This is a genomic window from Undibacterium sp. Di24W (assembly GCF_049340325.1).
Taxonomy (GTDB): Bacteria; Pseudomonadota; Gammaproteobacteria; order Burkholderiales; family Burkholderiaceae_D; genus Undibacterium.
In genome coordinates this window covers 1-12,690 of record NZ_JBMPOP010000007.1, presented here as the reverse complement: position 1 = coordinate 12,690, position 12,690 = coordinate 1, and the positions used below count along the sequence as shown (strand labels likewise).

The 12,690-nt window shown below is 46.0% G+C and carries 13 protein-coding genes and 1 riboswitch; of the genes, 1 reads left to right on the top strand and 12 read right to left on the bottom strand.

Annotated elements, in window-relative coordinates; genetic code table 11:
• Positions 1-11: 11 nt before the first annotated feature.
• The 12 genes from ACO0KZ_RS15195 to ACO0KZ_RS15140 all read right to left on the bottom strand — a co-directional run bounded on the left by ACO0KZ_RS15195 (position 12) and on the right by ACO0KZ_RS15140 (position 11,740).
• The gene (locus ACO0KZ_RS15195) at positions 12-581 is read right to left on the bottom strand and encodes a DUF4337 domain-containing protein (RefSeq protein ID WP_422996683.1); all 570 of its coding nucleotides are present in this window, start codon (positions 579-581) and stop codon (positions 12-14) included.
• Positions 582-589: 8 nt separating this feature from the next.
• Positions 590-1,084 (bottom strand): dihydrofolate reductase, encoded by a 495-nt coding sequence (locus ACO0KZ_RS15190; protein ID WP_422996681.1) that lies wholly within the window; start codon positions 1,082-1,084, stop codon positions 590-592.
• A gap of 18 nt (positions 1,085-1,102) precedes the next feature.
• The gene (locus tag ACO0KZ_RS15185; protein ID WP_422996679.1) at positions 1,103-1,897 is read right to left on the bottom strand and encodes a thymidylate synthase; all 795 of its coding nucleotides are present in this window, start codon (positions 1,895-1,897) and stop codon (positions 1,103-1,105) included.
• A gap of 164 nt (positions 1,898-2,061) precedes the next feature.
• The gene (locus ACO0KZ_RS15180) at positions 2,062-3,669 is read right to left on the bottom strand and encodes a sensor histidine kinase (protein ID WP_422996677.1); all 1,608 of its coding nucleotides are present in this window, start codon (positions 3,667-3,669) and stop codon (positions 2,062-2,064) included.
• A gap of 295 nt (positions 3,670-3,964) precedes the next feature.
• Complete coding sequence (fdx, locus tag ACO0KZ_RS15175; RefSeq protein ID WP_314863097.1) at positions 3,965-4,303, bottom strand: ISC system 2Fe-2S type ferredoxin; 339 nt, start codon at positions 4,301-4,303, stop codon at positions 3,965-3,967.
• Between the two features lie 20 nt (positions 4,304-4,323).
• Positions 4,324-6,189 (bottom strand): Fe-S protein assembly chaperone HscA, encoded by a 1,866-nt coding sequence (hscA, locus tag ACO0KZ_RS15170; RefSeq protein ID WP_422996674.1) that lies wholly within the window; start codon positions 6,187-6,189, stop codon positions 4,324-4,326.
• Between the two features lie 98 nt (positions 6,190-6,287).
• The gene (gene hscB / locus ACO0KZ_RS15165; RefSeq protein WP_422997222.1) at positions 6,288-6,791 is read right to left on the bottom strand and encodes a Fe-S protein assembly co-chaperone HscB; all 504 of its coding nucleotides are present in this window, start codon (positions 6,789-6,791) and stop codon (positions 6,288-6,290) included.
• Between the two features lie 24 nt (positions 6,792-6,815).
• Entirely contained in the window at positions 6,816-7,139 is a 324-nt protein-coding gene (gene iscA, locus ACO0KZ_RS15160; RefSeq protein ID WP_422996672.1) for an iron-sulfur cluster assembly protein IscA, read from the bottom strand.
• Between the two features lie 49 nt (positions 7,140-7,188).
• Positions 7,189-7,575, bottom strand: a complete 387-nt coding sequence (gene iscU, locus ACO0KZ_RS15155; RefSeq protein ID WP_186889177.1) for a Fe-S cluster assembly scaffold IscU — start codon at positions 7,573-7,575, stop codon at positions 7,189-7,191.
• A 70-nt stretch (positions 7,576-7,645) separates the two neighbouring features.
• Complete coding sequence (locus ACO0KZ_RS15150) at positions 7,646-8,863, bottom strand: IscS subfamily cysteine desulfurase (protein WP_422997220.1); 1,218 nt, start codon at positions 8,861-8,863, stop codon at positions 7,646-7,648.
• A gap of 81 nt (positions 8,864-8,944) precedes the next feature.
• Positions 8,945-9,427 carry a Fe-S cluster assembly transcriptional regulator IscR gene (gene iscR / locus ACO0KZ_RS15145; RefSeq protein ID WP_422996670.1) on the bottom strand — a complete coding sequence of 161 codons (483 nt, stop codon included), beginning with the start codon at positions 9,425-9,427 and terminating at the stop codon, positions 8,945-8,947.
• A 186-nt stretch (positions 9,428-9,613) separates the two neighbouring features.
• Positions 9,614-11,740: a TonB-dependent siderophore receptor gene (locus ACO0KZ_RS15140; protein ID WP_422996668.1), complete on the bottom strand. Its 2,127-nt coding sequence runs from the start codon at positions 11,738-11,740 to the stop codon at positions 9,614-9,616.
• Between the two features lie 57 nt (positions 11,741-11,797).
• Positions 11,798-11,897: riboswitch (TPP riboswitch) on the bottom strand.
• A gap of 303 nt (positions 11,898-12,200) precedes the next feature.
• Here ACO0KZ_RS15140 and ACO0KZ_RS15135 point away from each other — a divergent pair.
• On the top strand, positions 12,201-12,690 hold a 490-nt coding region (locus ACO0KZ_RS15135; protein ID WP_422996666.1), incomplete at its 3' end, for a DUF4214 domain-containing protein.

Below are 12,690 nucleotides of genomic sequence, written 5' to 3'. Positions count from 1 at the left end.
ATGGTAACTCTCTATATATGCATCCAAGCCAATGCTGCGATACCAAGACCGGCTGATGCTATGGCATAAGAAGCGTATTCCAGCCATTTTTTCTTGGTCAGTAGTGCTATCGCTGCTAATGATATTGCAATTTGAACTGCAGTCATTGACTGCGCCCAACGGTGATGCTGGTGTAAGGCTGCCTCTGAAGACGCCTCTAATTCTACTACCTGCTTCTCAAAAGACTCAGCTTCTTTTTTTAGGTCTTCTTTCTCTTTTTTGTAACGATCTATGTCTAATTTGTATTTTTCGCCATTGACACCAGGGATAGACAAGGCAAGTTCGGCTAAGTTCTGTTTATTTGATTTTGATTGATAATGACTCCAACTATTGGCTGCATCTGTCTTTGTGATGGCCGCGCTATTCTTTAGCATGGCAGCTTCATTTTGTGTGGCACCGCCTTTATAGCCTATTAACGCACCAACTGTCGCCATGATCGCCGTCATGACAGCGATTTTGCTGGAAAAATCATCGTTACTATGAGCCGCATGCTCAAGTTCATGGTCGTGTGGTCCGTGAACGTGGAATCCGTGTCCTGACATTTTTTTTCCTATTTTCTTGTGTAAGTAATAATTGCGTACTGTAACTGATTTGATTCTGCCACGAAATAATCGCGACTCTTTTCTTCCCAAACAATCATATCGATTTTTGGGAAGAACGCATCGCATTGATAGGCTTGTTGGATTTCAGTCACAATCAGTTGTTGCGCAAAAGCTAAAGCTTGTCGATAAATCTCCGCGCCGCCAATCACAAACGCAGTTTGGCCTACGACCAAGGACAAGGCGTCCTGTATAGACGTGACGGTGTCAACACCTTCATGTGTCCAATCTGCGTTTCTGGTAATAACGATATTTTGACGTTTGGGGAGCGGCCTGCCTATAGAGTCAAACGTTTTTCGACCCATCAAAATCGGATAGCCGGACGTGGTGCGTTTGAAGTGTGCTAAATCTTCGGGCAAATGCCAAGGCAGTTGATTATTAATCCCTATGCCACGGTTTTTGTCGGTCGCAACAATAATGCTTAAATTTGGTACTGGGTCAGACATATTTAATAATCTTTATTTTCATACGGCTACAGGTGCCTTTATGTGTGGATGAAACACATAATTTTCAATCTCGAAGTCATCAAATTTATAATCAAAAATTGAGTCAGGCTTACGTAAGATTTTCAGACTTGGCAAAGCGAAGGTTTCGCGTGACAGTTGTTCTTTGACTTGGTCTAAGTGGTTACTGTAGAGGTGACAATCGCCGCCTGTCCAGATGAAATCGCCGACTTCTAATTCGGTTTGCTGTGCCACCATATGTGTCAATAACGCATAGGAAGCAATATTGAAGGGCACGCCTAGGAAAATATCCGCACTGCGCTGATACAACTGGCAAGAGAGACGACCATCGGCTACATAAAATTGAAAGAATGCGTGGCAGGGGGGTAACTTCATTTGCGGAATATCGGCCACATTCCATGCAGACACGATCAGGCGGCGCGAGTCTGGGTTGGTTTTGATTTGCTCAATCAATTGTTCGATTTGGTCTACATGACCGCCGTCAGGCAAAGGCCAGCTGCGCCACTGAGAGCCATAGACTGGACCTAGATCGCCATTTTCATCGGCCCACTCATCCCAAATAGAAACGCCATTTTCTTTTAAATATTTGGTGTTGGTCGAGCCCGCCAAAAACCAAATTAACTCGTGAATAATTGATCGTAGGTGCAGTTTCTTAGTAGTGACCAGCGGAAAGCCCTGACTTAAATCAAAACGCATTTGATAGCCAAAGACCGAAACTGTGCCAGTCCCAGTGCGGTCTGTCTTCACATTGCCATGCTGCTGCACGTGACGCATAAAGTCGAGATATTGTTGCATTTTACTTAGTTTTAATTAGTCGTTGAAACGGTTGAAATGCTGCTAAAGAAATTGCTATGTTCCGCATTTCTGTACAGGCATTGCAAAAAAAGCCTTTCCACTCGAAATGGCAAGACTGTGTAATTTCAGAGTAAGTGATTAGTATAACAGCTCAGCCTAATCGCTTAGGCACGCATGCTATCTTCGTGACCATCTTGACTACCTGGTGCGACTAAAGGAATTGTCATTTCAAAGCGTGCGCCTTGATTTGGCTCGCTGGTTACGCGAATGTCGCCCCCTAACACATTAGTAATGATATTAAAGGTGATACTGAGACCGAGACCGCTTCCACCTCTACCAAATTTCGTGGTGAAAAATGGTTCAAAAATTCGTTTGATGATACCCGGAGGTATACCTTTGCCAGAATCTTCAAAAACAATTAGCACCTGATCACCCTGACGTCGGGCCATACAGCGCATATAACCTTGGCTCATTCCGTCTAGTCCATGAACAACTGCGTTATTGACCAAATTACTAAATACCTGGCCTAAGGGCCCTGGATAGCTGTCGAGTTCGATGTCGTCCGGGATGTCCAGTTCAAGATTGAACGGTGTTTTTCGTAGACTGGAATGCAGCAAGGCTGCAAGCTCTTGGAAGACGATGACCAAGGTGAACTTGCGGCGTTGTGCACTCGATTGATCAACCGCAACTTGTTTGAAATCACCGACCAGTTGTGCTGCTTGTTGTAAGCCACGCATTAATAATTTACTCGACTCCGTTGCTGCTTCGACATACTGCGAAAGATCGGAACGTCGCATAGTACCTTCAGTCATTGCTTTACCTATCTGACGTGTTTCGTCACTTAAGGTGCTGGCGACCAATAGGCAATTGCCGAGCGGGGTATTGAGCTCATGGGCAACGCCTGCAACCATAGAGCCTAGAGCGGCCATGCGTTCAATCCTGGCCAGTTCATTTTGGGCGCTATTGACACTGGCCAGAGCTGCTTCTAAATGATGGTTGGCATTTTCTAATTCTTGTGTCCGTTGTCGAACCTTTGATTCCAATGTGCCAGAGTATTCGAGCAATTGCTGGTTTTTAATTTCCAGTTCTCTAAACGAGCGTTGTAAAGCTTGACGGGTAGCCTCTAAACTGACGGCGAGATGGCCGATTTCATCTTTACGATCAAAAGCTATGACTTCGTTGAGTTCGCCATTAGCGAGCATGTCCGATTTTTCGATCAGCTGCTTGATAGGCAATACTAATCGCCATTGCAGTACGACAAAAATGCAGAGTACTGACAGAAGGAAGGACGTGGCTGTCACAAAAATAGCGCGGTAGACATTCGCTGTAATCTCTGCAAGCATAATATCTTCGGCGAAAGTCAACTGAACCTCGCCGATTACTTGTTCGCCATGCATAATCGGTTCGGATTTGGTACGAAATGGCCCTTTTTGGCTTGCTTTACGTGAGGTTGTAATAAAGGTTTTTTTATCTGGCAGTGTGATGACGTTGATCTCTGAAACATTGGGGTTGGAGAATACGACTTCACTGGATAAATTGGCGATTTCTGGGGTGATTTGCCAAACAGGTTCGCTCAAAATAACAGCTAGAATTGCTGCTGAGCGCTTATGATCATCTTCGAGCTTCTGTAAGCTATCCGCTCTAATTGTACTTAACTGAGTAGGTATTAAAACGGCTGACGTAACTAATAAACCGAAAAATACGGCCAAGACCACCGCCAAGCGTAGAGTGATACGACTGATAATCGAGGAAATGAAAGTGGGTTTTTTCATGGACTCACCACTTTCTTTATTTCACTTAGGGTCAGCAGCATACGTCGTCTTTCGTTTTTACAGATATCGTGCCATGAACTGTTGGCATAAATCAGTAGTGGTTACTGGAAGGCGGTGCAAGTTCTTGTTGGTATTTATCGCAAGAAATTCTTTCTGATGGTAAAAGGTTTTAGTACTTTGCACAAGTGAAGCCATCGCAGTTATGCCAATTCAATTCGTACTAAACAGAAAAACTACAACGAGCTTGCGGTCGGCACGGGCGACATTTGATTAAATGAAAACAATTGTTTCGCTTTTAATGATTTTCACGAGCGTGATTAATGGTGTATTTTGGAATTTCGATGGTGATATCTTGTTCGCCGAGTTTTACTTGACAAGACAGGCGCGAAGTTGCTTCTAAGCCCCATGCCGCGTCGAGCAAATCTTCTTCATCATCCGTTGATTCATTTAAAGATTTAAACCCCTGACGAACTACAACGTGGCAAGTAGTGCAGGCACAAGACATTTCGCAGGCGTGTTCAATTTCGACGTCGTTTTCGACTAGCGCTTCGCATAAGGATTTTCCTTCTTCAACTGCTATGGTTTTTCCATTGGGGCAGAGTTGGGCGTGTGGCAGGATAGTAATAATAGGCATGATGTTCTTTATCTGGAAAATTATTCAAACTCGTTCAGGTTTTTACCCGCGAGAGCACTGCGTACGCTTTGATCCATGCGACGTGCGGCAAATTCTTCTGTGCCGTCAGCGAGTGCGGTGATTGCGGATTTGATGGCATCGTGGTCGTTGCCTTGCTTACTTAGGCGTAAACTTTCAATCAGTGCTTCGATTTGGCGCAATTCATCAGCGCTTAACAAATGTTTGTCGCCAGCCAAGGCGGATGCTATCGCTAATAGCAAACGATCCGCTTCGACTTGTTCTTCGCGTAAGGCACGGGCTTGCATATCGCTGTCTGAAGAACTGAATGAGTCTTGCAACATGCGTGCAATTTCATCATCTGCCAGACCATACGAGGGTTTGACGACAATAGATGACTCCACACCAGAACGCATTTCACGCGCAGAAACTGACAGTAAACCATCGGCATCGACTTGATAAGTAATGCGTATGCGGGCAGCGCCAGCCGCCATAGGTGGAATGCCACGCAATTCAAATTTAGCAAGTGAGCGACAATCGCTGACTAGTTCGCGTTCTCCCTGAACAACATGAATCGCTAAAGCGGTTTGCCCATCTTTGAACGTTGTAAATTCTTGCGCACGGGCGCAAGGAATCGTAGAGTTGCGTGGTATGACCTTTTCAGAGAGTCCACCCATAGTCTCAATACCCAAAGACAGTGGAATCACGTCCAATAGCAACCAGTCGTCACCAGCGGCGCGATTGCCTGCTAATAAATTCGCTTGAATTGCAGCACCGAGTGCGACGACTTTGTCTGGGTCAATATTCGCTAATGGCGTGGTTTCGAAAAAATCAGCAACTGCTTTGCGAACATGCGGCATCCGAGTTGCGCCGCCGACCAGGACAACGCCATCAATGTCGTCGACACTTAATTTTGCATCGCGCAAAACTTTGCGGCATGGCGTGATGGTCTTGATGACGAGATTTTCTGTAATTTCAGTAAAAATGCTTTTGGTAATCTGCAGATGCACGACGTCGCCATTCGTGAGTTTGGCGTCGATATAGGTTGAAGTCTGCGTCGATAAAATTTCTTTTGCTTCACGTGCTTTGACCATCAGCACACTGGTATCCGCATCATTTAACAAGGATAGACCGGCTTCCTGCAAAATCCAGCAGAACAGGCGATGGTCAAAATCGTCACCACCAAGTGCTGAATCACCGCCAGTTGACAAGACTTCGAATACGCCTTTACTCATACGTAAAATTGAAATATCGAAAGTGCCACCGCCTAAATCATAAACCGCATACACACCTTCAGAACCATTGTCGAGGCCGTAGGCAATCGCTGCAGCGGTTGGTTCATTGAGTAAACGAAGTACATTCAAACCCGCCAGCTTTGCCGCATCTTTGGTGGCCTGACGCTGTGCGTCATCGAAGTATGCAGGAACAGTAATGACGGCGCCGACCAAATCGTCACCTAAAGCATCTTCCGCCTGCTGGCGTAAAGTCGCGAGAATCTGCGCGGATACTTCAACTGGGCTTTTAATACCCGCGACAGTTTTCAATTGCACCATACCAGGCTCATCGTGAAAATCGTAAGGTAGATTTTCAGCGTGAGCGATATCTTTTAACCCACGCCCCATAAAACGCTTCACAGAGACGATGGTGTTCTTAGGATCTTTCGTTTGTTCCGCCTGCGCTTTGAATCCGATATGTGCATGACCGTTCGGTAAATATCTAACCACCGATGGCAATAATGAGCGACCCTCCTCATCATTGAGAATTTCAGGAATACTATTGCGTACGGTGGCAACTAAGGAATTGGTCGTTCCCAAATCAATACCAACTGCCAAACGATGTTGGTGCGGGGCAGTGGACATGCCGGGTTCTGAAATTTGCAGTAATGCCATAATCTTGTTGTGAGGATGACGCTGTATGTCGTCGGTTTTTATTAATCTGAAGTTTGCAAAAAATTACAGGGATTCACAAAACATCAGCGAAGGATTATTCAATCATCAAACGCAGCAATATCAGCCAGAAATTTTTCTAAGAATAAACAGGCGCGAATATCTTGTGCTGCTGATTGAAAATTCCCGCGAGCTATCGCCGTGCCAGCACTTGTTATCTGCGCTTTTAAACCTGCTTGCACTTCTTTTTCCAGTTGCATCATTGCTACCATATTATGGTTGTGCCTCGCATCATCAAAGGCTTCGCGCCATTCCATTTGCTGCATTAGAAAAATCGCAGGCATGCTGGTGTTCGATTCTGTTTGCAAATCAACGCCATTCAAAAGGCACAGATAGGTCGCACGTTTAAGTGGATCTTTTAAAGTTTGATAAGCTTCATTGGCTTGCGTAGCCCACTGCATGGCAACGCGCTTTTCTGCATCGCCCGATTGCACAAATTTATCGGGATGGACAGTAGACTGTACCTCGCGATAAGCGCTATCAAGTTGGGCACGGTCTAGTTCGAAGCTGGTCGGTAAATTGAACAGCGCGAAATGATTTTGCATGGTCATGAATGTCGTCGCACCTGCTTAAATACGGAAGCTTTCGCCACAACCGCACTCGTCTTTGACGTTAGGGTTGTAGAATTTAAAGCCTTCGTTCAAGCCTTCACGTGCGAAGTCTAATTCAGTGCCGTCAATGTATGGCAAGCTTTTCGGATCGACAAACACTTTCACACCGTGAGTTTCGAAGATTTGATCCTCGTCACCAACTTCGTCGACATATTCCAATTTATACGCCATACCGGAGCAACCCGTGGTACGGACGCCGAAGCGCAAGCCTATGCCTTTGCCGCGACGTTCCATATAACGGATGACGTGTTTTGCTGCTTTTTCTGTCAGAGTAATCGCCATGATCTATCCAATTTGCGCTAAAACTGCGCGAAAAATAAGTTGAATAAAGTTATTCAGCGCTATGTTTGTTTTTGTAATCGAGTACTGCTGCTTTGATCGCGTCTTCTGCCAAAATAGAGCAGTGGATTTTGACTGGTGGTAGTGCCAATTCTTCGGCGATTTCCGTGTTTTTGATGCTCAAAGCTTGATCTAAAGTTTTACCTTTAACCCACTCAGTGACTAGTGAAGATGAAGCAATCGCAGAACCGCACCCATAAGTTTTGAATTTGGCATCTTGAATCACGCCATCTGCGCCGACTTTGATCTGCAATTTCATTACGTCGCCGCAAGCAGGTGCGCCGACCATGCCGGTACCGACCGTGTCATCACCTTTTTCAAACGCGCCAACATTACGTGGATTCTCGTAGTGATCCAATACTTTTTCTGAATATGCCATGATAAAAATTCCTTTTGTAAGCTAATAATTTAGTTCATCAATGCGAAATAAACTCGCAAACTCTGTCAAATTAATGGGCAGCCCATTGAATTGTTGAAATGTCGATACCGTCTTTGTACATATCCCATAATGGCGACAATTCACGCAATTTGCCGACTTTGGATTTCAAAAGTTCTATCGTGAAATCAATGTCTTCTTCCGTCGTAAAGCGACCGATGGTAAAACGAATCGAGCTATGCGCTAATTCATCGCTGCGACCCAAAGCGCGTAAAACGTAGGATGGTTCCAAACTAGCAGACGTACAAGCTGAGCCTGAAGACACTGCAATGTCTTTAATCGCCATAATCAGAGATTCGCCTTCGACGTAGTTGAAACTGACATTCAAATTATGCGGAACGCGGTGATCCATATCGCCATTGATGTAAGTTTCTTCGATTTCACTCAAACCTTTAGACAAACGATCACGCATGGCGCGAACGTGGGCTAATTCGCTAGTCATTTCTTCTTTAGCGATGCGGAAGGCTTCACCCATACCAGCGATTTGATGCGTTGCCAAAGTGCCAGAGCGCAAGCCGCGTTCGTGACCACCACCGTGCATTTGCGCTTCTAAACGCACGCGCGGTTTGCGACGCACATACAATGCACCAACGCCTTTTGGACCATAGGATTTATGGGCAGAGAAGGAGACTAAATCGACCTTCACTTTTTCCAGATCAATTTCGACTTTGCCTGTGGCTTGTGCAGCGTCTGAATGGAAAATAATGCCTTTTTCGCGGCACAATTCACCGATCTCACCAATTGGTTGAATTACGCCAATTTCGTTGTTCACCCACATCACAGACACTAAAATCGTATCAGGGCGGATGGCTTCTTGGAGTTGTTCTATGGTGATCAACCCGTTATCTTGTGGTTGCAAATAAGTCGCTTCAAAACCTTGGCGCTCGAGTTCACGCACAGTGTCTAACACTGCTTTATGCTCGGTCTTGACGGTGATGATGTGCTTGCCTTTGCCTTTGTAAAACTGTGCAGCACCTTTTAATGCGAGGTTATTGCTTTCTGTCGCGCCTGATGTCCAGATGATTTCACGGGAATCGGCATTGACCAGTGCAGCAACATGACCACGTGCAGCTTCGACTGCTGCTTCTGCATCCCAGCCATAAGCGTGGCTGCGTGAAGCTGGATTGCCGTACTGCGCGCGCAGATAGGGGATCATTACGTCGGCAACACGCGGATCAACCGGGGTCGTCGCTGAGTAATCCATGTAAATTGGAAAGTGGGGCGCTTTCAGCGTGTCGATCAAAGTTTTTGTCAATGGCACTGATACGTGTGTAGATGCGGTAGTTGCGGCAGTCATTCAAAACTCCAAATTTTAGGAAATAGTGCGTTCGGCATGTCCGTGACGAACGATAACAATAGGTTTATCTTGGGCTTTTTGTTTTTGTTGGTTGACCAAGTCTTGCAAAGAAACAGAGTCTAAATAGTCGACCATCTTGGCGTTCAGGGTTGCCCACAAATCATGTGTCATGCAGTGAATGCCACTATCGTGATCACTGCCATGGCAATTACCTTTGCTACCGCATTGGGTGGCATCTAGTGGCTCATCGACCGCGATAATAATGTCTGCCACGGTCACATTTTGTGCCTTGCGGGCGAGATTGTAACCACCGCCGGGACCGCGCACGGATTCAACGATTTCATGGCGACGCAGCTTGCCGAATAATTGTTCGAGATACGATAAAGAAATATCCTGGCGTTGGCTAATGCCTGCCAGCGTGACCGGTCCATTGTCTTGACGTAAGGCAAGATCGATCATGGCTGTAACAGCAAATCGGCCTTTAGTGGTTAGACGCATGAGTCAATACTCCAAACTTGTTTAGTGATGCTTGGCGAAAGTCGTGAACAAACTTTAATCCCGAGCAATTGACTCAAGTATAGCAAACTTGAGTAATCTTGTCAGGTACTGCCTGATTTTGCAGAATAGGAGGGTGTGAGGGGCGTAGAGGCGAACTTGCTTGCTCGCCTCTATAAGAAATAATGTTTAGAACTCGAACTGTCCCGATATTTTATAAATACGCGGTGCGCCTGGGAATAAGTAGCCGCCCAAACTTTGCGTTACATCACGCCAGTAGAACTTGTTAAACGCATTGTTGATATCGAAGCGGAAAGTGCTGACGACGCCATTTAGCTGCGTTGTGTAGCGGGTGCCAAGATTGACTACGTTGTAGCTAGGCACGGTGACTTTATTGTCAGGGCTAAACGACTTGCTGCCTGAGTATTGCCAGGATGCGGTCAAGTGCGCGCCATTAAAGATGCTTGGTGCGTAATCGGTGAAAACCGTGGATTTAAAGTTCGGCACATTGGTCACGCGTTTGCCTTCAACTGTCGGGTCGCCCGTATTATTTTGACGCGCGTTCATTGCGGTAGCGCTGGCGCCAAGTGTCCATTCCTTGCTTAAGTTGCCTTGAGCGGACAATTCGAATCCGCGATGCTCAGCTTCCCCTGCGCTGACATAGAAATTGGCAGAATTCGTATATTCGAGTGGCTTAGTGATGCGGAATAGTGCGCCAGAAACATTGAAGTCACGGTCTAGTGCAGCTTTGAAGCCGACTTCCACTTGCTTGGATTTGCCTGCGTCGAGCATGCGATTTTCATTCTTGGTGCCAAATGGTGCTACGCCGCCGTGTTCCAAGCCTTCGCTGGCGCTGGCATACGTGCTGATGGCATTGTCAAGTTTAAATACCAGTGCCAGGTTCGGCAGATTGTAGCTTTGTTCAAAGTCGGGGCTACCTGCTTGCGCGCGGTCTACCTTCAGATGGCGTAAGCCTACGTGCAGGTCGAGTTGACTATTTAAGCTAATAATGTCTTGTGCAAAGAGTGAAGTTTCTTTATCAGTACGGCGCAAAGAAACTGGTCCTGTTTTCTTGCTTGATGGAGGTACAGCGACTGGGCGAAATAAATTGCTACTGCCCGCGTAATCGTACACATAGTCACCAAAGTAATCGCGACGTTGTGAATTGCTCAAGCCAATAGCTAATTTATGCTGCACATCGCCAGTGCTGAATTTGCCATTGAGTAGGGCTTGTGCGCCACGTAACGACTTGGACTCATTTAAACTGCGGTAGTCGTAGACATCGTAGTCACCGTTGGCGCAATAGCCAGGATATAGATCTTGTGCGCCACAACCATAGGGAAATGCAGTGTAATCATCGCGCTTGAATTCATGATGGTTGCTGGAGACGGTTGCGATCCAAGTGCTGTCTAGTTGATATTCAAAACGCAGACCAAGATTGCGATTGGTAGTCTCAACTGGCTTTGCCCATTTTTGATCATTCAGCATCAAGTCGGCGGAGATGCCGCGCGGCAGCTTGGTGCCGTTAAATAATTGAAAACCCGGTACTGATAACTGTGATTTGTGTTGGTGGTCGAGATCGATCTGGAATAAAGCTTGTGGGCTGATTTGCCAGTCAAATGCAGCGGATATAAATTGGCGTTCACCGTCGGCACCTTTGACGTAGGAGCGTAATTTTTCACCCGCCGCATTGATGCGATAACCGAATTGTTTATCTTCAGATTTGCCGCCCAGATCAAGTGCGCCATACAAAGTGCCGCGTTCGCTAGCTTCCAAAGTGATGGCGCGCACTGGGGTATTGCTAGGGCGCTTAGTGACATAATTTAAGATGCCCCCAGGTGTTGTAAGGCCAGCTTGTAAACCGCTGATGCCTTTTAAGATTTCTAGGCGTTCTTTGTTTTCTAAAGGAATGGCGGCGTCACCTGGAATTGCAAAGCCATCTTTGCGATAACTTGATGAATTATCGAGTGCGAAGCCGCGAATGGAAAACTGTTCTGCGTAGCCGATGGCGTTGTAAGCCTCGTTCACGCTGGCATCGAATTTCATCGCATCGGTGGTCTGGCGAATTCGCAAGTCTTGCAATTGATTTGCAGAGAATACGGTGATGGAGAGCGGCGTGTCTTGCAAGGTATTTTCGATAAAACCGCCGACTTTACTTGTTTCAGTTTTTCCGCTGCGGCTACCGCTGATAACGACTTCTTGCAAAGTATGCTCTTTGCTTTGGGCGTAGGCTGTGGTGGAAATAGTAAATGCTTGCGCAATCGCGATGGCAACTAGACTTAAGCGGAAATTAATACTGCAACGTGGATTGGACATGATGTGCTCTTCTACTTGGTTATGTCTGGGCGAGCCAAGCAAAAGAGGGCGGATGAGCAGAGTCATCTTGCGCTTCCCTTCGCTGGCATTATCCAGATCAGGTTCAAGGGACTATCTCACCCGTACAAAAATGCGCACAGGACCCCTAGCGAAGGCGAGACTTTAACATAAAATTTATTGGACTGAATTGGCAGCGGAGTGTAGATAGCAATTAGTTATTTGCATAAGTAAAGAGGTAATTTCTATTTTAGCTGGATTTAAATTTCTATTGCTGTTTTTTAAAGGTATTTTGGAAGCTTTTAATCGAAGTCTACTTGGCTCTAACTAAATACTGTTACTTAAATGAGTCGCCTAGAGTTAAAACGTGGCAACATTAAATCCGTTATGTTAATGTTCATCGGAAAAATTTCTAGCAGTATTTAATCTACGTTTTCTTTTGTTTTTTCTTAGGGTAAATAACATGGCAATTACAGCGGCAATGCGCACACAGATTACAGAGTTATACGTTTCTCTATTCGGCCGCGCACCAGAGCGTGACGGCTTGGCATTTTGGGTTGGTAAATTAGATGCAGGCGCAACTTACGCGCAAATCGCTCAACAAATGTTTGATGTTGATCCAGCACGTGCTTACTATCCAAAATCATCCACGAACAAAGAATTGGTAGAAAAATTCTACTCCAACGTATTGGGTCGTGCTGCTGATGCGGACGGTGTGACTTTCTGGACTGGCAAATTTGATGCAGCGGGTAAAGTGACTGTGGGTGACGTATTCTCACAAATCATCACAGCGGTAAAAGGCTACACAGGTACAGACCAAGCGGCGTTGGATTCTAAAGCCCTGTTCTTGAACAAAGTGGCAGTGGGTGAATACTACGGTTTCACCTTGAACAGCAATGATGTTGCTGGTGCAACGACGATCATGGCTAACGTGACTAAAGACCCAGCGTCTG